Annotated in this window: 27 protein-coding genes and 1 other RNA gene; 9 read left to right on the top strand and 19 right to left on the bottom strand. The window is 39.6% G+C overall.

From position 1 onward, the window contains the following. Window positions 1-401: 401 nt before the first annotated feature. On the bottom strand, window positions 402-1,679 hold the full coding sequence (locus tag Q4575_RS10790; protein ID WP_215963628.1) for a DEAD/DEAH box helicase: 1,278 nt from the start codon (window positions 1,677-1,679) through the stop codon (window positions 402-404). Window positions 1,680-2,087: 408 nt separating this feature from the next. On the opposite strand from Q4575_RS10790, the gene Q4575_RS10785 reads away from it, so the two are divergent. After that, window positions 2,088-2,270, top strand: coding sequence for a DUF6435 family protein (locus Q4575_RS10785; RefSeq protein ID WP_303522956.1), 183 nt, complete (start codon window positions 2,088-2,090; stop codon window positions 2,268-2,270). A 76-nt stretch (window positions 2,271-2,346) separates the two neighbouring features. On the opposite strand, the gene moaE is transcribed toward Q4575_RS10785, so the two are convergent. Genes moaE through modA form a run of 5 tightly spaced genes read right to left on the bottom strand, consistent with a single transcriptional unit; the run spans window position 2,347 to window position 5,579 of the window. Next, on the bottom strand, window positions 2,347-2,805 hold the full coding sequence (gene moaE, locus Q4575_RS10780; RefSeq protein WP_215963630.1) for a molybdopterin synthase catalytic subunit MoaE: 459 nt from the start codon (window positions 2,803-2,805) through the stop codon (window positions 2,347-2,349). A 1-nt stretch (window position 2,806) separates the two neighbouring features. Beyond that, a complete protein-coding gene (moaD, locus tag Q4575_RS10775; protein ID WP_215963631.1) occupies window positions 2,807-3,055 on the bottom strand; it encodes a molybdopterin converting factor subunit 1 in 249 nt (82 codons plus the stop codon). Window positions 3,056-3,086: 31 nt separating this feature from the next. Beyond that, complete coding sequence (locus Q4575_RS10770) at window positions 3,087-4,148, bottom strand: ATP-binding cassette domain-containing protein (protein WP_303522953.1); 1,062 nt, start codon at window positions 4,146-4,148, stop codon at window positions 3,087-3,089. Beyond that, complete coding sequence (modB, locus tag Q4575_RS10765) at window positions 4,145-4,834, bottom strand: molybdate ABC transporter permease subunit (RefSeq protein WP_215963633.1); 690 nt, start codon at window positions 4,832-4,834, stop codon at window positions 4,145-4,147. The genes Q4575_RS10770 and modB overlap by 4 nt, the downstream gene beginning before the upstream one ends. Continuing rightward, the gene (gene modA / locus Q4575_RS10760) at window positions 4,827-5,579 is read right to left on the bottom strand and encodes a molybdate ABC transporter substrate-binding protein (RefSeq protein ID WP_303522950.1); all 753 of its coding nucleotides are present in this window, start codon (window positions 5,577-5,579) and stop codon (window positions 4,827-4,829) included. Before modA ends, modB begins: the two co-directional genes overlap by 8 nt. A gap of 215 nt (window positions 5,580-5,794) precedes the next feature. Here modA and Q4575_RS10755 point away from each other — a divergent pair, with 215 nt between their 5' ends. Beyond that, the gene (locus tag Q4575_RS10755) at window positions 5,795-6,211 is read left to right on the top strand and encodes a GAF domain-containing protein (RefSeq protein ID WP_215963635.1); all 417 of its coding nucleotides are present in this window, start codon (window positions 5,795-5,797) and stop codon (window positions 6,209-6,211) included. Here Q4575_RS10755 and Q4575_RS10750 read toward each other — a convergent pair. From Q4575_RS10750 to ylqF, 6 genes are all read right to left on the bottom strand, one after another. Further along, on the bottom strand, window positions 6,196-7,002 hold the full coding sequence (locus Q4575_RS10750; RefSeq protein WP_303522947.1) for a hypothetical protein: 807 nt from the start codon (window positions 7,000-7,002) through the stop codon (window positions 6,196-6,198). The genes Q4575_RS10755 and Q4575_RS10750 overlap by 16 nt on opposite strands. Window positions 7,003-7,321: 319 nt before the next feature. After that, window positions 7,322-7,918, bottom strand: a complete 597-nt coding sequence (locus tag Q4575_RS10745) for an ACP phosphodiesterase (protein WP_215963637.1) — start codon at window positions 7,916-7,918, stop codon at window positions 7,322-7,324. Window positions 7,919-7,956: 38 nt separating this feature from the next. Beyond that, the gene (locus tag Q4575_RS10740) at window positions 7,957-8,262 is read right to left on the bottom strand and encodes a 4a-hydroxytetrahydrobiopterin dehydratase (RefSeq protein ID WP_272180104.1); all 306 of its coding nucleotides are present in this window, start codon (window positions 8,260-8,262) and stop codon (window positions 7,957-7,959) included. A gap of 79 nt (window positions 8,263-8,341) precedes the next feature. After that, entirely contained in the window at window positions 8,342-9,208 is an 867-nt protein-coding gene (murI, locus tag Q4575_RS10735; protein ID WP_303522943.1) for a glutamate racemase, read from the bottom strand. A gap of 9 nt (window positions 9,209-9,217) precedes the next feature. Continuing rightward, window positions 9,218-9,625: an acyl-CoA thioesterase gene (locus Q4575_RS10730; protein ID WP_368393107.1), complete on the bottom strand. Its 408-nt coding sequence runs from the start codon at window positions 9,623-9,625 to the stop codon at window positions 9,218-9,220. A gap of 10 nt (window positions 9,626-9,635) precedes the next feature. Beyond that, the gene (ylqF, locus tag Q4575_RS10725) at window positions 9,636-10,565 is read right to left on the bottom strand and encodes a ribosome biogenesis GTPase YlqF (protein WP_215963641.1); all 930 of its coding nucleotides are present in this window, start codon (window positions 10,563-10,565) and stop codon (window positions 9,636-9,638) included. Between the two features lie 142 nt (window positions 10,566-10,707). Here ylqF and Q4575_RS10720 point away from each other — a divergent pair, with 142 nt between their 5' ends. After that, complete coding sequence (locus tag Q4575_RS10720) at window positions 10,708-11,370, top strand: SDR family oxidoreductase (protein WP_272180108.1); 663 nt, start codon at window positions 10,708-10,710, stop codon at window positions 11,368-11,370. 118 nt (window positions 11,371-11,488) lie between these two features. Here the strand turns inward: Q4575_RS10720 and Q4575_RS10715 are convergent, their stop codons facing one another. The 5 genes from Q4575_RS10715 to ligA form a co-directional block, all read right to left on the bottom strand. Further along, complete coding sequence (locus tag Q4575_RS10715) at window positions 11,489-12,838, bottom strand: sigma-54 dependent transcriptional regulator (protein ID WP_303522940.1); 1,350 nt, start codon at window positions 12,836-12,838, stop codon at window positions 11,489-11,491. Continuing rightward, a complete protein-coding gene (locus tag Q4575_RS10710) occupies window positions 12,835-14,028 on the bottom strand; it encodes a PAS domain-containing sensor histidine kinase (protein WP_303522938.1) in 1,194 nt (397 codons plus the stop codon). Before Q4575_RS10710 ends, Q4575_RS10715 begins: the two co-directional genes overlap by 4 nt. A 213-nt stretch (window positions 14,029-14,241) precedes the next feature. After that, a complete protein-coding gene (locus Q4575_RS10705) occupies window positions 14,242-15,723 on the bottom strand; it encodes a sigma-54 dependent transcriptional regulator (protein WP_215963645.1) in 1,482 nt (493 codons plus the stop codon). Window positions 15,724-16,953: 1,230 nt separating this feature from the next. Beyond that, entirely contained in the window at window positions 16,954-17,286 is a 333-nt protein-coding gene (locus Q4575_RS10700) for a DUF3392 domain-containing protein (protein WP_215963646.1), read from the bottom strand. Continuing rightward, entirely contained in the window at window positions 17,286-19,313 is a 2,028-nt protein-coding gene (gene ligA / locus Q4575_RS10695) for an NAD-dependent DNA ligase LigA (protein WP_303522935.1), read from the bottom strand. Before ligA ends, Q4575_RS10700 begins: the two co-directional genes overlap by 1 nt. A gap of 143 nt (window positions 19,314-19,456) precedes the next feature. Between ligA and Q4575_RS10690 the strand changes: the two genes are divergently transcribed. The 6 genes from Q4575_RS10690 (at window position 19,457) to Q4575_RS10665 (ending at window position 24,673) form a co-directional block, all read left to right on the top strand. After that, the gene (locus tag Q4575_RS10690; RefSeq protein WP_303522933.1) at window positions 19,457-20,329 is read left to right on the top strand and encodes an ABC transporter substrate-binding protein; all 873 of its coding nucleotides are present in this window, start codon (window positions 19,457-19,459) and stop codon (window positions 20,327-20,329) included. A 227-nt stretch (window positions 20,330-20,556) separates the two neighbouring features. Further along, window positions 20,557-20,923, top strand: a transfer-messenger RNA (tmRNA) gene (gene ssrA / locus Q4575_RS10685). Between the two features lie 176 nt (window positions 20,924-21,099). Further along, window positions 21,100-22,338 carry an integrase domain-containing protein gene (locus tag Q4575_RS10680; RefSeq protein ID WP_303522931.1) on the top strand — a complete coding sequence of 413 codons (1,239 nt, stop codon included), beginning with the start codon at window positions 21,100-21,102 and terminating at the stop codon, window positions 22,336-22,338. 56 nt (window positions 22,339-22,394) lie between these two features. Next, a complete protein-coding gene (locus tag Q4575_RS10675; protein WP_303522929.1) occupies window positions 22,395-23,195 on the top strand; it encodes a hypothetical protein in 801 nt (266 codons plus the stop codon). A gap of 161 nt (window positions 23,196-23,356) precedes the next feature. Further along, window positions 23,357-23,647: an AlpA family transcriptional regulator gene (locus tag Q4575_RS10670; RefSeq protein ID WP_303522927.1), complete on the top strand. Its 291-nt coding sequence runs from the start codon at window positions 23,357-23,359 to the stop codon at window positions 23,645-23,647. A gap of 51 nt (window positions 23,648-23,698) precedes the next feature. After that, a complete protein-coding gene (locus Q4575_RS10665) occupies window positions 23,699-24,673 on the top strand; it encodes a hypothetical protein (RefSeq protein ID WP_303522925.1) in 975 nt (324 codons plus the stop codon). Window positions 24,674-24,741: 68 nt separating this feature from the next. On the opposite strand, the gene Q4575_RS10660 is transcribed toward Q4575_RS10665, so the two are convergent. Continuing rightward, entirely contained in the window at window positions 24,742-25,614 is an 873-nt protein-coding gene (locus tag Q4575_RS10660) for a DUF3037 domain-containing protein (RefSeq protein WP_303522924.1), read from the bottom strand. After that, a complete protein-coding gene (locus Q4575_RS10655; RefSeq protein WP_303522922.1) occupies window positions 25,611-26,330 on the bottom strand; it encodes a HipA family kinase in 720 nt (239 codons plus the stop codon). Before Q4575_RS10655 ends, Q4575_RS10660 begins: the two co-directional genes overlap by 4 nt. Between the last annotated feature and the right edge of the window lie 16 nt (window positions 26,331-26,346).

Here is a 26,346-nt window from a genome sequence, read left to right as displayed (position 1 = left end):
AATTCGCACTAAAGAATGCTTGAATGTTGCTAGTAACACCAATGTATAGCGCACCAAAATATTTTTACTTTCGGAGTCGTTTGTTGGAGATTCCAAATATCGCTGGGGCGACTTTGGAATGACGATCTGTTCTAAAAACCTGTGGGGTCAGAGTCGCTGATCGCAAAATGCCCGCTAATCCTAAGCTTTATAAGTCGAGCCTAAGCGATATTAGGGACCTCCAACCAAATGCAGAGGAAGTTCATAATCCACTTTTAATTGGCATACAGTAATCAGAATAAAAAACGTCATCCCAAAAGAGCCTAAGCGATATTCAGAACCTCCAACCAAGTGCAGAGGAAGTGCATAGTTCGCCTAAATATTTTAGGCCCAGAAAATCAGCAAACTCAGCTTCCGCTGTATTATCGCTCAATTCTCCAAGGCGGACGTTCTAATTTAATATCTTTACCAACCGCCTTTGAAATTAATGGCACTAATCGCTCCTGTGATGAACTCACAAGGGAGAATATGTGTCCTTGAATATCAGTTACTTTAACTGTTGTTTCCATATCGACAGCGGGATTGAAGACCGTCTGATTTTTAGCAATCACTTCTCGAGACAATGCTTGTTTCTCAATTTTATCAGCGATCACCTTTTTGGTTTCAAGTTTATTGGTTTTTGTCCGTGCGGTTCTACCAGCTCGGTGTATATAATCATTATTGTTAACTGGTAAATCGTAGTTAATCACATAATACAAACCGCTAATATCAATACCACGGGAAACAATGTCAGTAGCAACTAGACATTTAAATTCGCCATCTTTAAAGCCAGCTAGTCGTTGCTGTCTTTGTTTTTGCGAGATTTCATTATGGATACCTGTTGTAACAAATCCTTCGTCATTTAAAATCTTGGTTAAAAAATTAACGTCAAATTTAGTACGAGCAAAAATTAATACTCGGTCACAGTTGATCATATTTAACAAACCAAATAAATGTTTGTTTTTATCGTCACCATAACAACGGTACATTGTATGTAAAATTTTATCTAAAGCTGGTTGTATACTGCCGCCTTTAACAATTTTAACTCTGTTTAAATGTTCTTGATTAAACTTGTTTAAGGTTTTTGAATCCGTTGCAGAAAACAGAACCTTTTGTGCTTTTTTCGGCATCGCCGCTAAAATATTTTTCAGCTCGTGATAAATACCCATGCTGACCAATCTGTCAGCTTCGTCCATAACAAAAAATTGAATGTCATTTAATGAAATAGCTTTTATCTTCATTAAGTCAATCAGTCGCTTTGGAGTAGCAACAATAATGTCCGTTCCACGTTTAAAGCGATTGACTTGTGATTGAATACGCACCCCACCAAATATACTGATGGTACGCAATTTTAAACCTTTACCATATTGACCAATTGACTCTTCAACTTGTTGCGCCAGTTCTCGGGTAGGTACTAAGAATAACGCACGGATAGGTCTAACTTGGTCTTCACTGTGATCAGTCTGACTTAGCTCTTGCAATATAGGCAGTAAATAAGCCGCAGTTTTACCGGTTCCTGTCGGGGCAATAGCGTAAGTATCGGTGCCAGAAAGTACTGCACCAATTGATTTTTCTTGTATATAAGTTGGCTTTTTATAGCCCAAACGCTTGATATTAGATTGAAGCGTTGTGTTAATGCCCAGTTTTGCGAAAGTCGTCATTATGATAATTTATTTGCGAAGAATGGCCGCATTATACCTAAACTAATCAAAAAAACCTCACTCGATATGTACACCTAGAATAAAACCACCAAATTTATTTAAACTGCAGCCACTAAATATCATGTATTCGGCAATTATAATGGACGATAAAGCGAGCAACGAGACAAAGCCGACAATCACTTGAATGTAAAAAGTAGAGCGACTTATGAGACAATGCAGGGAGCAACTAAATTGCTAAATTTAGCTTATTAACACTCTTATGGTCAAAACAATGAACGACCTCGGTACTAATCTAAATAGGTTAAATATAAGCTAAATACATAAAACACAGCTAAATTTACTAAAAACTAAACCAAAACTTAACACTTCGCGTATATAGATAACGACCTAACAGAAAAAGTGACCTAAATGTTCTCAATATTTAAAAAAGATCCAATTAAAAAGTTAAATAAAACTTATGAAACAAAACTAGAGCAAGCGATGTTGGCGCAACGAAACGGGAATATCAGAGCATACTCAATGATTACCGCTGAAGCTGAAAAAATTGCCGATGAAATTAAAATATTAGAGGATGCCAAAAGTGCCCAATAATGAGTCTGTCACTTTAGACTAATTAAGCGAACTCAGCGATGCAGGTGCCACCATTTTGTGGCTCATAAAGCGAATTCTACCAGCGTGATAATGCATCTTTGTCTTTATCATTAAATTCAACCCAACGTTCGCCTTCTGTTGTTTGCTCTTTTTTCCAAAATGGCGCGTCGTTCTTGAGGTAATCCATTATAAATTGTGAAGCACTAAACGCGGCTTCACGGTGTTTACTTGTAACGCCCACAAATACAATCTGTTCGCTCAAACCTAATGAACCCACGCGATGAATAATTGTTATTCTCCCTAGTGGCCATTTTTGTTTCGCTTCCAACGCGATTGTCTCAAGCGCTTTTTCCGTCATTCCAGGATAATGTTCTAGGGTTAACCCCAATACTTGATGCCCTTGATTATAATCTCGAACCAAGCCAGTAAATGTAACAACCGCACCGTTTTCTGTGTCGTTTGCCAGTAACTTTTGGTATTCACTACCTAAGTCAAAGTCATCATTTTGAACTAATACCCTAATGCTATTTAACATATTAGCCCCCTGTGACCGGCGGAAATAACGCGACTTCATCATTCGGATGTATCGTATGGTTTTTATCGACCATGGTCTGGTTTACAGCCACTAACAATTTATTATTGGTGAGATAACGTTGCCATTGAGGATATTGCGTCACTAGTATGCCAATTAAGTCTGCGACCGCTGTCGCTTCTTTCAGCTCGACTTGAACTTGTTCACAACCAAGTTGCTCCCGTAATTGGGCAAAAAATAAAATATCGGTCATGACCAATCCTACTTAAAAATATTTATAAAAATCAAACAACTTTAAACTGAGCATAAACCGTTTGTCCTGCATCTAACGCCATACGTTCCTGCGACATTGCCGAAATTTCGGCCAAGATTGTTTGCCCATTGACGGTTAGTGTTATTAAAACGTAATTTTGCTTTTGTTCGACACTTTGTATTGTTGCCGGAAGTTGATTCACCATACTTGAAGACTGGCTACTTTCTTTATTAATAACCACTTTTGAGCCATCGATAACGAGGTATTCAAGTTCATCATCGCTATCAGAAATATGACTAAACAAAAGTAACTTTTCGGTACCTTCAACTTGCCAGCGTGTTAATTGGTATTGCGCTAACCTTGCATCAAATTTTACACTAAGTTGGCTTAATGTAGGCTGATTATTTGTCGATGAAATTTGCGTGACTAGCTTTTTACTCGGGCCTTGGCTGACCACTTCACCCTGTTCAATCCAGACAATATGATCACAGCACATGGCCAGTTCTTTTAACGAATGACTCACCATAACAAACTGCATTTTGTAGTCACGTTTCAATTTTCTAAGTAACGAGGCAAATTGATCCCGACTATGCCAATCTATCGCCGAAAATGCTTCATCGAGCAACATCACAGGTTTTCCCGACATTAACGCTCGGGCAAATATGATACGTTGTTTTTCTCCCGACGATAACGCGTTAATCGCTCGCTGCAATAGGTGTTTTATGCCGCACCAATGGATCACATCATCTAGTGTATATGGAATGTTTGACGTTTTTTTCCCGTGTTTAACCACAAAATCAAGGTTTTGTTTAACGTCTAAATGTGGAAACAAATGCGTTTTATCCGACACGATAACAAAGGGGCGATCAACCGCATTTACGTCTTGCCACAGCTGTTGGTTATAATCGATATTCAGTGTTTCAAAAGACGCGGAGTGTATACCTGCAACAGCTTTTAATAACGTCGATTTGCCACTTCCTGAAGAACCAAATATGCCCACAATATCTGTTTCGACTGGTAACTGACCCTTTAATGAAAGTCCATTTTGATGGGCGCGAAATTTAAAGTGACTCGATGTTATTTCAAAATTCATTGGCCCGCACCTTTAAACGGGCCAAAGCCGCGATTAAATTTGTAAAGCAGCACTAAACTTGTAAACGAAAACGCCACCAAAATAAACGCCAACTGATTCGCGGCCGCATAATTTAAAGTCTCAACATGGTCATACAACGCGATAGACAATACTTGGGTTTCTCCAGGAATATTGCCACCTATCATTAAGACCAGTCCAAATTCACCCAATGTGTGGGCAAAACCTAAGGTCATTGCCGACAAAATAGCAGGCCTTATAAGCGGTAAAACAAGAAACAAAAACCGCTTTACACCGTTCACGCCTAAAGATTTCGCGGTATCGATAAGATCATGATTAATTTGTGAAAACCCAGTTAATAGCGGTTGCAATACAAAAGGCAATGAATAAATAACAGACCCAAATAAGATCCCGGTAAAGCTAAATGCAAGATAACTTCCAGTAAGATCAAACCACAATTGTCCCAGGAAGCTTTGGGGCGCAAACGCCAAGAGAAAATAGAAACCCAAAACGGTCGGCGGCAATACTAAAGGAAGTGCAATAACCGCTTCAAATATTGGTTTTAAACGTCCCTTATAACGTGACAACGCCCATGCTGCAGGTAACCCAAATATCAGCAATAATACTGTGGTTAATAGCGCCAATTTTATCGTTAACCAAAGTGCGGTTAGGTCAGCTAATTCATTCATTGATTTTTGTCTTGTATCCTAACTCTCGTAATCTTTTTTGGGTGTCGGTGGACAACATAAATGTGACAAAGGTTTGCGCGAGTTGCACATCAGCGGTACGTTTTAAAATGACTAACTGTTGCTCAATCTCTGGATACCAGTCCGCGCGGAGCGTAATGTAATTTAAATACTTAGGGTCAGCAAACCGATTATACCCATTGACGACTGATGATTTAGCCACCAATCCAGCCTGCACGTTACCACTATCGACATATTGAAAAGCCTGCCCAACGTTCATCCCCTTCACCAACTGCACCGGTTTTTTGAGGTTTAGTTGCTTTAATACCGCTATGGCCGCTTGCCCGTAAGGCGCCAATCGTGGGTTAGCGATTGCGAGCTTAGTATTATAGTTTTTAAGAGTATCAAGCGTCATGTGTTTTGTGTTTGGTTGCCACCAAATTAATTCACCAACGGCATAGGTTTTTAAACTGTTTTTATAAGCGAGGTTATCAGCGATAAGTTTACGCGGGCGTTCTGAGTCTGCTGATAAAAACACGTCGTACGGCGCTCCATTGCTGATTTGACTAAAAATAATGCCAGAAGAACCGCTGGATATTTGCAATTTATGGGGGTGATTCTTTTCAAATTCGGTTTTTAACTCAGACATAACATGATAAAAATTAGTCGCAACAGCCACGTTTAACGTAGCAGCATAAGTAGGCAAACTCAAAACAAACCATAATGTGGCAATTATTTTAACTATCATGAGATGTGAAACATTTTTTAATGTGCCCCGTAAGCTATCATAAATTTGAGTATTTGACGTCGCCGATACCTGCTCACATGTTTAAATTAAATAAACTTGAACATACATGTGCGCAAAACGCCTAATTTAGCCTAACCTTTTGTGTAAGCACTGACGGATCCTTTATCAGTGCACTTATTTTTACCCTAAAAATCATTACCAATTGGTCGAGTCATATGCATGAATTTTTAAATGAGATTGTTGCTCTGCGGATGAAGTTAGGCTTTGAAACTGCGATTATTTCAAAAGTATTGGACAGAAATTATTATATTGAAGTCTGCCAATCTGATCATATATCCATCAACAAGGGTGATATCTTTAATTTAGAAGATACCTATTGCCAGAAAGTCATCTCCGCAAAACAAATCGTTACTTATAACAGTGTGGAAAAAAACCAGCATCGGACCTTACACCCCGCCTATAAATTGGTGCAATTGCTCAGCTATATTGGCTGTCCAATTTACAAAGACGGTGTAATTTGGGGCACATTAAACTTTAGCTCAACTGCGTACCGACACAAACCACTTGTACTTGAAGAAATAGAATACGTGACTAATCTAGCCGAAAAAATTTCTCTTTACTTAGATACATAAAATAAGATCTTAAGCCCTTGATCTAAATTTCCAGATGTCGAATAAGTAGAAGAAAATTCCCACCACGTTTGACGACGCATCTCTTGAAACAAAATATTAAAATGCCCTATTTCCGGCTCCGGCTCTATAACTCTAAATTCACATTTATCAATTTTACAGGTGACGCCGACAAGCTGCACACTGCTTTGAAATTCGTGATTAGCAAAAAAGTCACGTATTAATAGCTCAGTGTCATAACCCCATTCATGATCTTCCGGCTGGTTAAAAAAATCATACACTTCATCACGTTGTTTGCCTCTAAAGCCGAGCAAAAAATTAGAAAACGGCTCTTCGACCAAAGCCGTCATTTGCTCATTTGTGATGTCGCTTTCTGCAAATTGCCCAAGCTCTCGCTGTAATCGTCTGTTTTCACTTTCAAGTTCTGAAATTCTAACCGCAACGTCACCCAATTGCTTTCCGCCGTGATCAACTTCTTCGGCTAATATCATGGAGCTTTGTTTTAGGTCGTCGTTCTCAAGTCGTACTGATTCCAACTCTTGTTGCAGTAATTTAATTTGCTCTTCTAATTGCAACACTTGGTCAATATCTTCAGACGTTCGATTATCTTGCAACGCCACTATGCCACGGTATCTGTCAGCCTCAGTGGTTTCTACTTGATTAAAATCAGATGTATCGGATTGTTGTTGGTCGTGCGCTGTCGTGGTCTCTGTCCTTTGTTCAACGTAAGAGAATGTCGCCAAACTCCCTACAATTAAGCCAACCACTAAAAAACTGATATGTTTGACGTCCATAATTTAATTCCTTTGTCAGACCTAGCATGTTTATTTAAGTACAACATTCTGCCGACATCAACCTCATTTAACAACGGTTAATTTCATGAGATTTTATATAGTGTTACGTAAATTTTAGGGTCAATAAGAAAAAATGAAATGAGTGTTTTAAGGATAGGTGGCATTACACCTTACTTTTATCACAGTGGATCTGAACTTAAATGGAGGGCATGAGTTTTAAAAATGATGGACGAACAATCAATGGGGATTGAGTGACGAGCCATACCGTCAATAATCGCTTGGGTCGCCTATAGCGCCAAATTCTGTCGGGCCACTGGATTCAATATCGGTCAGCTAATCTATGTGCTTCACGCTGAGCATAAGCAACCAAGTCGCAATAAAAGTCATCAAAGTTATTAAACTCTATTGCTCCCTCAGACCGAAACCAATCAACCGCATTTTCTAGCGCGACAGGTCGAGTTAACCGAGTGCTGATCCGCATCAATACTCGTTTAATGGTATCAATATCACCATAGCTAGTTAACCAATCCATTTGTTTCATGTTGCTAATGGTTTGAATAAACCGAGGAGACATAATCTCATTATCAACCGGTAAATTATCGTAGCAGTGGGCAGAAAACTGCTCCAATGCCATGGGATGATATTGGCCAAAATTTTTCGCTAATAAATAATCAAAAAGCACGTCCAATATAATGCCACCATACTTCCGATGTTCAGGTAGCTTTGACTTCAAATCTAAAACGATAGGATGTTGATCAGTAAATGAGTCCACCAGCCTATGTAGCTGAATACCAATTTTAAGGTCGGTGGGTACCGCCATCGTTGCCACATTTCCTTTGACAAAGTCGCCTAGCAAACTGCCCACATAAGAGGTGTCAGTCTGATCAGCAAGATGTAAGTGGGCAAGGTAATTCATTTTTAATTACGAAACAATCAAACTCAAAACAGTTTAAATTAGATCAATTTTTCCATGCGTTTAATCATTTTAAAATCTAACTCAGAAATTCCGCCGGCGTCATGTGTGACAAGATATACATCCACTTTATTCCAAACGTTAGACCACTCAGGATGATGAATTAACTTTTCGGCGTGCATGGCGACTTGAGTCATCCAGCCAAATGCCTGAATAAAGTTTTTAAAGACAAACTGCTTAAACAATTTTCCGTCGACTAATTGCCATTGTGCGTCTTCAGATAATGTTGCATTAATCTCTTTTAATGCGGTTGTTAGTTCTTGTTCGTTTAGTTTTACCGCTGCCATAATTCCCTCAATTTTCAATACTGTCGATGTGTCGTCAATAATGACGAGCTTAAAAATAAAATCAAATTATTGCTTAATATTACGCATGTTCAGATGGCAAATAACCCTGACACATTGACGGTTCTATTACAAAATCGGGCGTCGACCACCAATGACCAAGTTGCTGTTCAAACCTAGATAATTCACCACTGGTAATAAAAGTATCATCAATGCCCTTAGCCATTTTTACAGCGCCAACAGATAACATTGAGTCACTTGAACCACTAGACTCGGCAGTAACCAAGCGCCGAACCTGTTTAGCCACAGCAACTGACGTATCAATTATTGTGACTGAAGCATGGTGCTTAGCTAACGCGGTGACAATTTCGTTTTTGATCAAACTGTAGTGTGTACAACCAAGTACCAAATAGGCCGTTTTTTGGGCAATAATTTTTGAGACATAGGGGGCCAAAATAGTTGAGTCAAATTTTGAAGCGCTATTAAGAGATTCGACATAGTCGGCCAATCCAATGCAAGGTATATCTTCAATAGTAGAGTACGATTGAAAGCCCGTTTTTACGTTTTGATAATGCTTACTGTTTATCGTTCTTGCTGTCGCCATAACGCTTATTATAGGCGTTGTGGCCGCTTCAACTGCTGGTTTAAGGCCTGGCTCAACACCAACAAAAGATACTGAAAAGCGTTCTCTTAGTACTTTGATGCAATTGACTGTCGCGGTATTACACGCCACAACGATGAGCTCACAGCCCTTTTCAATTAAAGTGGTAACAACACGAATACAGCGTGTAATCAACTGTGATTCAGGCAACTCACCATATGGGTTGTAAGCGGAGTCTGCAAAATAAACAATAGGCGAATCAGGTAATAGGCGTTTAATTTCACTCGCAATTGAGAGCCCACCGATTCCTGAATCAAAGACGCCTATTGTTATAGTTTCTGAGGACATCGTTCGAATTTAGTCTATTAGATGTTGATTAAATCGTTCTCGCAAGTCAGCTTCAATTGGGATCGCTTTACCCGTTTTTTGGTCCAAAACAACAAACGTTATATCTGCATCAGCTACAACGGTTTCAGTTCCTTTAACCGTAATCACCTGATTAAACACTGCGCTTTTGTTGCCTACTTTAGATAATTTGGTTTCAATCGCAAGTACTTGTCCCATATACGCACCTGTACGATATGAAATATTAATATTTACGATGACCCACGCTAAACCTAAACTTTGAAAATATTCAATATCGCCGGTTTCTTCTAGGTACTGCCAACGCGCATCTTCTAAAAATTCCAGGTATCGCGCATTATTTACGTGTTGGTAAACATCAAGGTGATAACCACGAACGGTCACAAAACTAATTTGACTCATAGGGATCCTTTTAACGTCTACGACGTTTTTTCTTTTTAAGCTCTTCTTCTTTTTCTTTGTTAGCTTCGCGCTCAGCTTCTTTCTCTTCCATGATAACTTTTGCCGCTAAGCCAAGCTCTACAGTTTCAAGGGTTATTGGCCCAAAAACACCACCGCGATATTCATTAATAACTATCTCAGATACTTTATACAAATCAGCAATACCGCCTTTACGCATACATGCACGGTTTTTCGCAATAAGATCCATCACATCAATAGGTTGCTGTGGCATCTCATCAAACTGAAAACGGTCCATTAGCAACTGAGGGTAATATTCCATCAAATATTCGATGAGATAGTACGCAATATCTTCTTTTTCAGTCACTGTGTCTTTAATGCCGCCCGTAATCGCTAAGCGATAACCACAATCCTGAGGCTCTAATTTAGGCCACAAAAACCCTGGAGTATCATGCAATACAATATTGTTGTCTAAACGAATACGTTGCTGTGCTTTAGTAACCCCCGCCTCATTGCCTGTTTTAGCGATAATACGGTCTGCCAAAATATTAATTGTTGTCGATTTTCCAACATTTGGAATTCCGCATATCAAGGCTCTAAGTTGTTTATCTTGGCTTACGCGATGCGGCACCATATCAGAGATCACATTAAGTAGATCTTTAATGCCTTTTGGATCATGCTGCGTTATCGCTATTGCAGTTATGCCACGTTCTTGCTCTAAATGTTCAAGCCATCTAGCGGTTTGAATGGGATCGGCTAAATCACTTTTGTTTAATACTTTTAAAACCGGCGTATCGCCGCGGAGTTTTGGTACTAAAGGGTTTTCACTAGAAAAAGGGATCCGTGCGTCCAGAATTTCTATGATCACGTCCACCTGCGGCATAATCTCAGCGATTTCTTTTCGCGCCTTGTGCATGTGGCCGGGAAACCAGTTTATTGCCATTTTATTCTCCAGATAACGTTAATGGGCGAATTTTACCTGTTTTAGCGCCAGTCACAACGTTAAACTTTATAAACCACTAACATTGAAAAATTGATAATTACCCACCACTATAAAAACACGTCGATATTTTAGGATTTTTAAAATGAGTACAGCAGTCATCACTGGAGCAAATCGCGGCATTGGTTTAGCCCTAAGCCAACAATTAGCAGCGAAAGGTTGGGACATTATTGCCATTTGTCGCAGCGACTCAGAAGAAATTGAGCAAATAGCCGATATGGTCATCAGTGGCATCGACATTACCCAACCAGACCATATCCAGCAGGTAAAAAAGGTTTTAGGCGATACGCAAATCGACCTATTAATCAACAATGCAGGGCTACTGCAAAACGAGACTTTAGGTGAAATTGATTACGATTCCATTCGTCAACAATTTGAAATCAATACGTTAGCGCCGCTGCAGGTAACAGAAGCCTTGATTGACAATATGATTGAAGGCAGCAAAATTGCCAATATTACAAGTCGTATGGGGTCGATTGCAGACAACGATTCAGGAGGCCGATACGGTTACCGCGCGTCTAAAGCTGCATTTAATGCCATTGGTAAGTCGTTAGCCGAAGATCTAAAAGTACGTGGCATTGCTGTTGCACAATTGCATCCAGGTTGGGTTCAAACACGTATGGTTGACTTTAGTGGTTTACTTACCGCCGAAGAATCTGCCGCTGGACTTATTGAACGTATTGAAGAATTAACTCTTGGTAATACGGGTGGCTTTTGGCATTCAAATGGCGACGTCTTGCCTTGGTAGCACTTCTTTAATAAGTGAATTAAAAGCATAAAAAAACGCGGATAATCTTATCCGCGTTTTGTTTTTAGCGCTCAGAATAACCAACAACATGTGCTAAAGGCTAACGTAAGTCTATTTTTTAGGCTGGAACTTCAATGCCCTGCTCGCGCATTTTAGCCAACTTATAACGTAACGTACGCGGACTAATGCCAAGTTTTTCAGCAACATCTTTGCGTTTTCCCTGACACATTTGCAAAGTATCTAAAATAATACGATTCTCTTGGTCACGAATTTCCATTTTAAAATCTGGTGTTTCTTCCGCGTATTCACTCGCTTGGATTTCCGCAGCGATATGATCAACCGCAAACTCTTCAACTAAAATGTGTTCGCTATCTACATTTGCATCGGTACAAAGGATCAAAGCACGTTGAATAACATTGTCGAGTTCTCGCACATTCCCAGGCCAACTGTGATTTAACAATTTCATTTTTGCTGTTGGGCTGATCTCTGGAATTTCTCTACCCATATCAACGCAATAACGTTTTAGTAAATGCATAGCAATTGGAATAATGTCGTCTTTACGTTTAGATAAACGTAACCAACGTATTGGGAAAACATTCAATCGATAGTACAAATCTTCTCTGAACTTGCCATTACGTACGGCTTCCATTAAATCGCGGTTAGATGTCGCCAAGACTCGAACATCGAGCTTTATTGTTTTGCGACTGCCAAGACGTTCAACTTCACGTTCTTGTAAAACGCGCAATAGTTTTGCCTGAAGGTTTAAATCCATTTCGGTGATTTCATCTAATAAAATCGTACCGTGTTGGGCTTGTTCAAATTTGCCAGGACACGCCTGAATCGCGCCTGTAAATGCACCTTTTTCATAACCAAACAATGTAGCTTCTAACATATTGTCAGGAATGGCTGCACAGTTAATCGCAACAAAATCATGCTCGGCGCGATTAGACTGGTCATGAATGTAACGCGCCATAACTTCTTTACCTGCACCACTTGGCCCTGTGATCATCACTGAGGCTTCAGATACGGCCACTTTTGCAGCAAGCTTTAATAATTCAATACTTTTGATATCTGCAACAACAGGACTGTGTTTTTCAACCTGTTTCACTGGCGCATAACGGCCGACCATATTGAGTAAGACTTCTGGCGCAAAAGGCTTGGCCATGTAGTCAATAGCGCCGTACTTCATCGCTTCTACAGCATGATCGATAGTTGCATAAGCAGTCATCAATAAAAATGGCGTTTGTGGATACAGTTTTTTAACTGACTTTAATAAGTCGAGTCCTGTTAAGCCACCCATTTGAACGTCTGAAACGATAAGGTCAATGACCCGCTGTTTCATTACAACAAGTGCGGCTTCTGCTGAATCAGCTTCAACAACGCTGTATCCAGCCATGGTAAGCGTATCAACTAGCGCTTCTCGTAATCCTGAATCGTCTTCTACGACTAATATTTGAGTCTGACTCATACGACTTCCTCCTGTTGTGTAGACACGTCAATTGGTGCAAGAGCATTAAGCTTAATTGGTAAATACATTTTAAAAATTGCACCGCCACCTGGTTTATTCTCAACGACAACATGCCCTTGGTGTGCCTGAGCCACGGTTTTTACAACCGATAATCCAAGACCTGTTCCCTGAGAACGTGTGGTGTAAAACGGTTCAAATATTTTTTTAATTAAATTTTTCTCAACACCTGGACCATTATCTTCTACTGAAATGATCACTCGATTTGGTTTTATTTTGTCACGTTGCGCTGCAACATGAACGTGTACACCTTGCCCGACGACCTGTACCGCATTGTGGATAAGGTTAGTGATTGCACTGGATAGACTGGTTTTATTGGCAAGCAAACAAATATCTGGTTCTGGCAACTCTACGGTTAGGTCACCTGCTTGGCTCACCAATGCATCAGAACTTTGATGCACCGACGTTAAAAGCTGTTGCAATGAAACTTGCTCTAAAACTTGGTTTTCACCACTTTTGGCAAACATCAACATGTCGTTAACTTGCTTCTCCAAATCGGATAAACGCGACGATAACTTGTCGACAAAATTAAGTCGTTGATCCACTTTCATGCGGCTATTTTTTAAATTTGCGGCATATAACATCGCTGCAGACAAAGGCGTTCTAATCTGGTGCGCTAAACTCGCGACCATACGCCCAAGTGCAGAAACCCGTTGAAGGTGACTGATCCGTTCTTGCAAAATTCTCGTTTCTGTTAAATCCGTCATCACAATTAACTGACCCGATTTTAATGGGGTAATTTCAAGTTTAACTCTACGTCCATTACGGAGTGAAACTTCATGGCCGTCATCTTCTCTAGGTTTAAAAGAGCGTCCAATAACGGTTCGCCATTTTTCACCCTCAAGTGGTTCGCCAAGCAAACTAATCGCCACTTTATTAGCTTGAGAAACCATGCCTTTTGCGTCTAATACCACAACGCCGTTTGGCATAATGTCGACTAAATGACTTAACTCAGTATTACGGTCACGTAATTTCTGAAGTTCAGCTTGTCTGATCTCGGATTGATCCTTAGAAGGTGATGTCGATTTATAATCTTCGGAAAAGCTTCTAAACGCAGGCGAAAATGAAGCCAATTTAACCTTGGCTGTTTTACTGCGTTCACTTTGCAATACTGACTGAATATTCACTGACATAATGTTATCTCTATGGATTTAATACACAGAAACTAAAACAACTATTGTGCCAACTTTATTTTATATAAATAACAATGAGTTAGGTGTTGATTTTTGAGGATCCTTTAAAACAACAAAATTTTGACGCTGATTAAAAAGGAAAAAAATGGCGTGGGATCTTAGCGCTAAAAAGTGGTTATTTGAGTCAAGTTACGACCCAAATAACCCTTTAACTTATTCGTCTTTATTCAAATCGTACTTACGCATTTTTTCAACTAGCGTTGTGCGACGTAAGTTTAGGATTTCAGCAGCACGAGCAACAACATAGTCAGTTGTTTGTAATGCTTGCTCAATTAAGTTTATTTCAAGTTCAGATAAAAACTCTTTAATGTCTAACCCTTCAGGTGGCAACATTACGGTTGTTGGATCTGCCAGCGACGTGGCTGACATAACAAAATCCTCGGAACCGTCATCATCTTCATCATCGTTCAATGCAAAGATGTCGTTAAGTGCCTGACGCTCTAAAATTTCATCTGGGTATTCAGGAACAAACGGCGCTTCGTCGGTATAACAATATCGAGGTGGTAAGTCATGTACATCAACCACTTGATTTGGAAACATAATTAACAAACGTTCAACTAGGTTCCCTAATTCACGAACATTACCAGGCCACGGATGCTCTTTTAGTGACTCTAACGCGCGGTCCGTTAAATTAAACCGAGCTTTATGCTCACGTTCAAATCGGCTTGTAAACTCTTGGATAAGCAAATGTAAATCATCTGGTCGTTGCTTTAATGAAGGTGATTCAATAGGAAATACGTTTAGACGATAATAAAGATCTTCACGAAAAGTCCCTTCTTCAATCATGTCTTCTAAATTACGATGGGTTGCCGCGATAACCCGAACGTCAGCCCGAATTGGCTTACTGCCCCCGACTCGCTCGTAAGTACGTTCTTGCAAGACTCGAAGTAACTTCACTTGCATTTGCAGCGGCATGTCACCTATTTCATCTAAAAATAGCGTGCCGCCCTGAGCCAATTCAAAGCGCCCTTTACGAGATGAAATCGCACCGGTAAACGCGCCTTTTTCGTGACCAAACAATTCGCTTTCTAACAATTCACCGGGTATTGCACCACAGTTAACAGGCACAAATGGGCCTTTAGCGCGTAAGGATAACTGGTGAACATTTCGTGCGATGACCTCTTTACCTGTACCGGATTCCCCTAATATAAGTACGTTGGCTTCTTTTTCTGCGACTTGACCTATTAAAAATTTAATTTCATTTAATACTGAAGTTTGGCCAATTAAACCGTCAAACTTATTACCGCTGCTATTTGATCTTAGTTTCGGCAGCAATCGTTTGTATTCTTGGCAGTCTCGAATTTGCTGCGTTACTGCAGGGTAAATGAAAGGTTCCGACAAAACGCCGATAACATTTTTTAGTTCGAATAAAAACTTTAAGGTTTCACCAATGAGTAAAAACGGGATCCCTGGCTGTGAACGCACTAACGCTTCATGATCGCTGGAGGACAACGCGCCTAATATGCAGGCGTCTACATCATCTTCATTAGTACATCGGGTTTGAAAATCGTTATAGCTAACAACAACACTTGTTTCGCCTATAAAAGTTAAAATACCGTGGAGTAATGATGCTCTGCGTTCATTTTCATCAACAATGATGATCTTGCCCAAACCGAGCTTTTGTTCAGATGACATATACAACCTAATTTTTACTATCGTTATGAAGATAATTGTAACGAGGTCGATCAGAGTTGCAAGTATTAAACGACAAAACTTTGACGAATTTAACTATTTAGCCTAATTATTGACACTATTCACAAATTTTCGCAAGAAACCTGTGGGGTCAGAGAAACCTGTGGGGTCAGAGTCGCTGATCGCAAAAAGCCCGCTATTCCCAAGCTTTATAAGTCGGCCGCGGCGATATTTGGAACCTCCAACCAAGTGCAGAGGAAGTGCATAGTTCGCACTAAAGAATGCTTGAATATTGCTGGTAATATCAATGTATAGCGCACCAAACTATTTTTACTTTCGGAGTCGCGTGCTGGAGATCCCAAATATCGCTGGGGCGATTTTGGAATGACGATCCTTTCTAAAAACCAGTGGGACAAAAACCTGTGGGGTCAGAGTCGCTGATCGCAAAAAGCCCGCTATTCCCAAGCTTTATAAGGCAGCCATGGCGATATTTGAAACCTCCAACCAAGTGCAAAGGAATTTCATTGTTCGCTTTTAATTGGCTCAAACCATCTGAACAAACCATCATCCTAACTAAAAAGAAGAAACCGTCATTCTGAAAGAGCCTAAGCGATATTCAGGATCTCTAACCAAGTGCAGAGGAAGTGCATAGTTCGCACTAAAGAATGCTTGAATAATGCTGGTAATATCAATGTATAGCGCACCAAACTATTTTTACTTTCGGAGTCGCGTGTTGGACATTCCAAATATCGCTGGGGCGATTTTGGAATGACGATCCTTTCTAAAAACCAGTGGGATAAAAACCTGTGGGGTCAGAGTCGCTGATCGCAAAAAGCCCGCTATTCCCAAGCTTTATAAGGCAGCCATGGCGATATTTGAAATCTCCAACCAAGTGCAGAGGAATTTCATTGTTCGCTTTTAATTGGCTCAAACCATCTGAACAAACCATCATCCGAACCAAACAGAAAAGACCGTCATTCTGAAAGAGTCTAAGCGATATGCAGAACCTCCAACCAAGTGCAGAGGAAGTTCATACTTCGCACTAAAGAATGCTTGAATATTGCTAGTTATACCAATGAATAGCGCACCAAACTATTTTTACTTTCGGAGTCGCTTGTTGGAGATCCCAAATATCGCTGGGGCGATTTTGGAATGACGATCCTTTCTAAAAACCTGTGGGATCACCCATTGGTTTTGAGCCCACTAGTTATCAAAAGAGTGTTACACCGACATCTATATTTGTTTTCGTCGTTCGGCCCAAATGCCTAACATAATAAAAATGGCTAAAACAACAATCGCAAACGTAGAGTAAGATAACTGACTTAACTGCACTTTTAATACTTGAGTCAAAACTACAGTTAACGCCCCGTAACCAAATGTACAAACCAAAACAAATACGACAGTTCGAATAATAAAGTGAGCGTTACCAAGTTGGCGTCGCACCATTTTATTGATGTCTGACCCACAAATCACCAATATTGACGCAACAATCCCAAGGGAAATATCTGCAGAGTAAGGGCGCATAAAACGCCCAAACTCAGACAAAATCGACAAGACCCAATCCATTACAGAGTGATCCCATGTTCGTTTAACAGTGCCACCAGCTGTTCTTCGGTTAATACGTCAACCCCTAAATCCTGGGCTTTAGTGAGTTTCGAACCGGCTTTTTCACCCGCCACCAAATAATGTGTTTTGGCCGATACGCTCCCTGATACTTTTGCCCCTAGTGATTGTAAATGGTTCTTAGCATCACTGCGGCCCAACTGACTTAACGTGCCGGTAATCACGTAAGTTAACCCGGTTAAAGGCTGAGCGCTTTCTTCACGTTTTTCGATCACTGGCCAATGAATGCCCTGCTCTAATAACTGAGATACAACCGTCAAATTGTGTTCTTCGCGGAAAAACGCATACGCATGAGCCGCAACAATTTTACCTACATCACTCACTTCAATCAGAGACTCGATGTCAGCTTCTTTTATTGCATCTAAAGTTTGGTAATAATTTGCTAAATTAAGTGCGGTAGCTTCACCCACTTCACGAATTCCTAATGAATAGATAAACTTAGGCAATGTAGTCAACTTAGCTGCTTCAAGTGCGTTTATTAAGTTCTCCGCCGACTTAGGCCCCATTCTATCTAGCGATGAAATTTGATCGGTTGTTAAAGTAAACAGGTCCGCAGGTGATTGAATTAATTTTTCGTCCACAAGTTGGTCAACAATTTTGTCACCTAGACCGTCGATATCAAACGCCTTACGCGAAGCAAAGTGTTTTATCGCCTGCTTACGTTGCGCTTCGCAGAATAAACCTGCAGTGCAACGAGTCACAGCCTCGCCTTCTGGCTTTTCTGTTTTCGATTGACACACTGGGCATTCAGTTGGAAAAATAATGTCTTTAGCATCTTCCGGTCGACGTTCCTCAACAACCGAAACAATTTGCGGTATAACGTCCCCGGCACGACGAATGATCACAGTATCGCCAATTTTTATGCCTAACCGTTCTATTTCTTCGATGTTATGTAAAGTCGCATTTGACACCGTCACCCCGCCCACAAACACAGGTTCTAATTTAGCAACCGGAGTTATGGCGCCCGTACGACCCACTTGAAACTCAACATCATTTAATACCGTTAGCTCTTCTTGCGCTGGAAATTTATAGGCGATAGCCCAACGTGGAGCGCGCGCCACAAACCCAAGAGTTTCTTGAGTTGCGATGTCGTTAAGCTTTAATACTGTGCCGTCAATTTCGTAGCTCAATGTACTACGACGTTCACCTATGTCTTGATAAAACGCCAAGACCTGCTCAATGCCTTTTGCAATTCTGATTTCAGGACAAACAGGCAATCCCCAATGTCGGATCTGTTGCAATCGGTCGAAATGCGTATCTGGCAGAATATAATCTTCGCTGACAACCCCCATCGAATAGGCATAAAAAGCCAAAGGCCGTGACGCTGATATCTTTGAATCGAGCTGGCGTAAACTGCCTGCAGCGGCATTACGCGGATTGGCAAATGTCTTAGTTCCATTTTCGATAGCGGTTTCGTTTAAACGTTTAAATCCGGCATGCGGCATAAAAACTTCACCACGGACTTCGATGCGTTCAGGGAAATCTGTACCAACTAATGCTAGAGGAATTGACTTAATCGTTTTGACATTTTCAGTAATGTTTTCGCCAACGGCGCCATCGCCTCGAGTTGCAGCCCGAACCAATTTGCCTTTTTCGTATAAAATACTAACGGCTAAACCATCCAGTTTAGGCTCGCAACAAAATTCCAAATCCTCGTCAGTTTTGAGTCGGTCATTCACTCGTTTATGAAATGCGATAAACTCTTCTTCTTTCATCGCGTTATCCAATGACAACATAGGCACTTCGTGAACCACTTGCTCAAATTTTGCCAGCGGTTCACCACCCACTTTACGAGTTGGCGAATCAGCATGAGCCAACTCGGGATGCGCTAGCTCTAAAGCCTGCAACTGTCGGAAAAGACGGTCGTATTCAGCATCGGGAACAGACGGCTCATCTAATACATAATATTGATAATTTAACGATAGTAGTTGCGAGACAAGCTCATTAATTTCAAGTTCGATAGCTGACATTTGGCACATATAAAAAATTGGAATATAGCTAAAGTTTGAATTGAAATGCACCTAAAGGCAACTGTTGAAAGATCAATTCTGTACGACTGTTCAAAATTTATGTTACCTATCCTATGTTGCTAACACTTAGGCATCGTCTTATCATGCAGCCTGAAGACATTTTAATTTGTTTAGGGTCAATTGGTTTGAATTATTTGGGTAAATCACTTTTTATTTTGCTATTAATACTAATGGCCAGTTTTAAAAGCTATTCATGTACATTAACTCTAGGAATATCAACAGAATCTTCCCCTTACCTTTTTGAGAAAACCGACCAAGGTTGGTCTGGCGTAAGTATCGATTTAGCAAAAACGCTGGCGAAAAAAGCGGATTGCGAACTAAAAATAATATCCGCACCATGGGGTAGAGCCATAAAATTGCTCGAGTCTGGTAAAATTCACTTTCTCACGAATTTCACCCACAGCAAATCCCGAGCAAAATTTGCCGATTTTATAGGCCCACACTACATAGAAAGTGCCACCTTCGTCGCCAGAAAAACAATCAGTGCTAACGTCAACTCACCAAAAGAGTTACATCAATTCACAGGCACTGTGGGTATTCAACGGGGCGCTAATTTTGGGCATGAATTTGAAAACCTGATATTAAAGAACCCCAACACTATACAAAAACTCGTATACCTTCCAAATATCGATGAACGATATTCGATGCTTAAATTGGGCAGACTCGACGGTGTCTTTGACGACCAATTGATTGCCCACCATATGTTAGAAACAGGAGAAATATCTAAAGATGAATTTTCTATTCGGTTTTTTCTACACGGCACGCCCACTTATTTTGGGATAAGTAAAAAGGCCGTTTCAAAAAAACTAAAAAACAAACTTCAAAAAGCCTGGTTAACGATGCGCGAAGAACATCTTGTCGAAAAAATCTATGAAAAATACGGGTTAACTTTAAACACCAAACAACTGTTTAAAGAAGATAAACTTGGCCACGCCTATAAAATCAGCAAGATGTAGGCGCAACTCCTCCAATCATCAAGACGCAATTTTCGGCTAAACCTCAACAGTTCTTCCCAATAAAGACAACCTCTGCACGTTATTTAAGCAATTAACACGCAGTTACAAAACTTTATTACCTTTCCTCCTTATTCTTCTTTGCAATTGCGCCACATTACATTAATATTGCCCTGTTACTTACTTTCGGTTTATTCCGTTGAGAAAGAATTACTTTAGAAAGATTTCTAGGGGCTGATTCAGGATTCGACAGGATTGATGATTCCGGAGGTGCACGTCGAGGGGCGGTTTGCCTCGTAAAAAGCCGCAAAAAATAGTCGCAAACGACGAAAACTACGCACTAGCAGCTTAATACCCTGCTCAGAGCTCTTTTGCCCTAGCTTCCGTCCGTAAGACGGGGAACAACAAAAGATCAAAAACCAAACGGAATAGTGGCGAGACTCCTGCCTGAGAGGCAACCCACGAAATTTAAATCAGGATAGTCGTTGAGTGGCGTGTCTGTTCGCAGCTCCTCGGTGAATTTAAAAACTGACTAAACGTGTAGTACCAAAGGGTGACCTTTTCTGGACGGGGGTTCGACTCCCCCCAGCTCCACCACTTATAGAAACTAAGACGCCTCATGGCGTCTTTTTTTTCATCTAAAAACAACTATTTAAACGTTTTTATTGGCCTGTAGCGTCCTACCCCGTTTGATGAAGTCCCAAAGTTTTAGTACTATATTTAGTACCACATCATATAACCTCACTTATCCGTGGTACTAAAAAGGATTTCACATGGCTAGAGTAACTAAACCGCTAACGAATACCGAAGTAGATAAGTTTAAAGCTAAAGGCAAGGCTTGTAGTTTATTTGATGGCGATGGATTAGAGCTAAAAGTAAATACTTCTGGTACTAAAAAGTGGATTCTAAAGTACTACAGACCATTTTCAAAAAAACGAACTAATTTAACCTTTGGGGACTATCCTGATATTTCTTTAGCAGAGGCTAGAAAATTAAGGACAGAGGCTAAAGAACTCTTAGCAAAAAATATCGACCCAAAAGAACATCGAGATAATGTCACCAATCAACAAAAAGCTCGATTGGAAAACACATTACTTAATGTTGCAAACCAGTGGTTTCAAGTAAAACGTACGCAAGTCACACCTAATTATGCTGAAGATATTTGGCGTTCGCTAGAATTACATGCGTTCCCTTATATTGGCAAACTTCCTATTACTGAAATAACAGCTCCTATTGCAATCAAAATTATTACTCCTATTGCTGAAAAAGGCAGTCTCGAAACGGTCAAACGTGTTAATCAGCGGTTAAATGAAATCATGAACTTTGCTGTCAACACTGGGCTTATTCATGCCAACCCATTAATAGGCATTAAGGCCGCTTTCGAAAAACCAAAGAAACAAAATATGCCGACTATCAGGCCAGAAGAACTGCCAGATTTCATGCGAGCACTTAGTATTGCTAGTATTAAAATTGTTACTCGGTATTTAATTGAATGGCAACTCCATACAATTTCCCGCCCAAGTGAAGCTGCCGGCGCAAAATGGTCAGAGTTAGATATTGAAAATAAGTTGTGGAATATTCCGGCCGAACGAATGAAAAAGAAACGCCCCCATTCGGTACCATTGACTCAGCAAACCTTAAATCTATTGGCAGCTATCAAGCCCATAACCGGTCATAGAGAATTTATATTCCCTGCAGACAGAAACCCAAAAAGCCACGCAAACGTTGCAACCGCGAATGCAGCAATTAAACGCATGGGCTATCATGGAAAGTTGGTAGCTCATGGGTTACGTGCTCTTGCCAGCACAACATTAAATGAACAAGGCTTTGACTCTGATGTAATTGAAGCTGCACTAGCACATGTTGATAGTAATGAAGTTAGACGAGCCTATAACAGAGCTGATTATTTAAAACGCCGAGCTAAAATGATGAGCTGGTGGTCTGAACATATTGAAGAATCTTCGACGGGTAGTTTTTCGTTGTCTGGTAAGAAACTATTAAAAGTCGTTTAAAGATATCTACAATTCAAAAAAATAGAATTGCAACATCATGATTTAAAAGGAAGTATATGAAATTTCTAAGAGCCTTAACTATTGAAAAAGCGATACTTTTAGCAATCGGCGATGACCAGCACAATACGTTTTTTGATTTTGAAAAATGGTTGAGTGGTAATTATATAAATCAATATGTTTACCTTGAAAACAACCAAAAATTTTCTTGTAAAAACACAAATGTTTTTCGTATTGCTAACTTTATCGAAACTCTAAAAGAAGCAATGATTGAAGATATTAGATACCCAAATGACTGCGATATTACCTGCAAGCCTCCCCCAATTAGCCAAAACGAAATTCAAATCCACAAACTGGAAACAAGCCAAACAATTGATCATGATGTAATTGTAAATTTTGATTCATCTAAGTTTACTATAAATAGTATCGTCAATTGGTTCATCGCTAATGGCGAATCAGAAATGGCATTACGCATTTATCCAAAAAATTCTGTTGTGACATCACCCCCTAATTCTAATACCGACACAGAAATTCTGGCACTAAGATTAAATAATATACCTGCCACTTTAAGCAATGTCGGATTATTTAAAGATACACTTTCTGATAAATGGCGAAGTTTATTATTAAAGGAGCTTTCTAGTGATGTTTCCAATAGAACCGAAGGTCTACATACTAGTGAAAACTTAGAATTACTAAACCAAGTTATAGCCGAGTTTTGGCACGCTAAAGATCCCGATTTAGCGGCAAAACAAGCAACAAATGATGTGATTAAAGCTTGGGTTAAGGGGGTCAGTCCGGAAACAAGCCCGACCTTGGCAAAAAATATAGCAATGATTATCCGACCGGATAAATATAAATAAACTTTAAGGTTAACCCTTACAGGCCACTTAATTCATTGGGTGAACTAGCCCACAACCCACTGCCGATCTTGGGGTAAAACCCCGATCACCACTACTACTGTACCCTGTAAAAACTAACAATCCCCCTCAGTTAATCCAAACCCACACAACTGAGGCGAACTATGAACCACACCGACCAGCATTTACATTCAACACAAATAGCTCCACAAGATTTACAATTAATCCGCAAACCGGAAGCGCTAAGGATGCTTGGTATCTCTAAAAGCAATTTCCATATTAAAATTAACGAAGGCCTGTTACCTGCGGGAATAAGCCTTGGTGCAAATTCTGTCGGTTATTTTAAGCATGAATTAGCTTCTGTGATAATTGCTATGGCTACAGGAAAAACACAAGAGGAAGTAAAAAGTCTCGTAAAATATTTAGTCGAGCAACGTCATAACTTACTGGGTTAAGGAGCGGTGAGCAAAGCTCTTAAAAACTCGCTTACACCTGTATAAATGAACATGACATCTGCACTAAATCACACCATTGATTGTAGCTCCAGTTTATTAGTGAAATTAATAAATCGAGGAGACGAGGTAGCCATTGTTAAAGGTAAATTATTCATTAAGCCTTACAGTGCTTTAGCCGTACCTCATGATTGGCTGATACAAAACAGAGCTTTGTTAATAAATGAAATTGGCCAATTATTCAATAAAGAACCACTTCAATATATCAGCTTCACAACGGGTAGTTACGGCACAAAAAAATATCAAGGGGTAACATTACAATTTAGAAGTTTATTATCTGGTGAATTCGCTTACCTCATTTTTAACGCAAATTTAAAAAGAAGCCGCAAGAGTAAAAATGCAAATAAAGGTGAGCCATTACCTGGCAAACAATTTATTGTTAGCGAACGAAGTAGTTTTTATAAATTCTGGTTATCTACAGGTTTAGCTTTACCTAAGTCATTATCAAAATTTTACGAATGTATGGGGAAGCTGAAATCTCTCACTTTCAAAAGTGAAATAGACTCTAATAATAGGATTAAAGATAAAACCTTACCACTACTTGAAGTCAACTATCATGAAATATTAAACAAATTGAAACAACCTAGAAATGTTCAGTTAAATGAAAATAAACCCGCTAAACAACCTCTAGAAATTCACCAAGGAACCTCTAAGAAACCGCTAAGTCTTGCCGCTAAGGAAACTGAGCTAGAGCTTACCAGTAAAGGGCTGAAACCAAACCAAAGTGCGTGTGTTGAAAACCACGGTTATAAGTTTATAAGGAAGGAAGTAATAAGACAGGGTACTAATGCAGATAGGAGCACTCTAAATAGTGATAAACTTCATCGAGCCCAAAAATCTAATTTCGAGCACGTGGCTAAAAGTAAACGACCAGAAGACCAAACAGTCGATGAATGGCTGACAGATTGGGAAGCGGCATTTACTGGTGAAGAGTTTGCAGAGCTTATGGCAGATTTTGATGTCAAATAAAAACAGGAGCTGTAATAGCTCCTGTTAAATTTTATATTTTGATTAATAATTACGCCAATGAAGTAAGACTAATGAAAGCCATTCTCTACACTTTCAGGAGATAAATCAGCTGTTGCAAAATGAATAATACTTTGGGTATCGTCATACTCTTCAGCTTGCGCTCCTAAGTGCTTAACAGCACCAACAACATCTTCATAAACATTCATGAACTCTTGTTTACGCTTAGTAGGTTTCTCAAATGCCACTAATGCTTTATCAGCTTGCACAACATCTGAATCAATCAACTTTTTCAAACGACCAACCCAAGTTTCACCATGTTCCATCGCTAATAAAACATTTTTTTGTTCAAATGCTAATGGCTTAATAATTCGATAACTTTCATTTATACGCGTAACGAGTGGCACTGTTATTTCGAACATACCTGCTTGAATTTTTTGCTTGGTATAACGAACACCTGAAGGCAACTTTGCAGTTAATTTGTTTTTTAAAACACGCAGCATTTGCTGCTCTTTGTATTCTTTACTTTCAGTAAAGTTACGCCCAATTAAGCGTTCATAAAGCTTATCGACAACGATATTTATGTTATCTGTCAACATTGTACCAATTTCACCAAAATGCAAGACAGACTCTCTAGTACGAGTTATTTCTTTAAAATACTCAACTAAATCTTTTCCTTGCACATGATTATGAACAAGATGATTTCTAATCCTTTGTAACTCAGGTTCAAAACTTTCAATGGCATGTTTATAAACCACGCCATCTAAATCATCAAAAAAGTGAGTTACTCGATTAAATGACTTAGGCGCTAGTTTAAAATCGTATAGGCCTAACTTAGGCGCAATTACAACAATGCCAACATTGGCAAACTCTCTGGTTTCAGCAAACGGCATAAAGCGAACAACAGCGTACATACATTGCACAGTATTTTTCAATTTAGTCATTTTAACTCCTCCCAGAAATTTTCATTTTGATATTCATTTAATATTAGCTTTATTTGATTAATAAGACCATCGAAATCATTCACTTCATATTTCCAATCATCAGGAATGCCAGCGATTATTTCTTGCCAAAAGCCTATTGAATTTTGCATTCGCTGTTCATATTTTTGCTGAATATCATAATCTATTTGAGGTGGCCAAAAAGTACTACCTAGATGAAGTTGCCTATGTTGCTCCTGCATAAAAGAGCTATCAAACGCAAGATTATGATCTAACACAATCACCTCTAAGGTAGATTGCTTATAGAATAGATTAGGGTTTCCAGAAAGCGCTGTTAAATTTCTATCCGCATTACGTATCCAATAATCAAATACGTATAAATCTTTTAATGTATTTGGGGGTAAACTTTGCAATATCTGATAATTAACTTCTTGAAGATCAGGAATATGCTCAGACCCAAAAGCCATGCCCTCACCAATTTCAAACTGATAAGTGTCGTTATATTCCAACAATGATCTATCAACATAAACAAGTTCACAGCAAGGTATAGGTAAGCCAAAGTAATGCCCTAACTTACCGAATAGCCATTCTTTTATACAGCCTTCAAACCCAGCGCGCTGTCGTTTAATGACGTATTTTTTACCGTCATCAGCCGAACACAAATAAGGCGCTGTTGCCCCTTGTTTCATTTGATGGTGAATTTCTATAATACTTAACAAAATATTCTCACAAGTT

Source organism: Psychrosphaera sp. 1_MG-2023, from assembly GCF_030548245.1.
Taxonomy (GTDB): Bacteria; Pseudomonadota; Gammaproteobacteria; order Enterobacterales; family Alteromonadaceae; genus Psychrosphaera; species Psychrosphaera algicola.
Note: the sequence above shows the minus strand (reverse complement) of the source record. Positions and strands in the feature narration are given on the sequence as shown.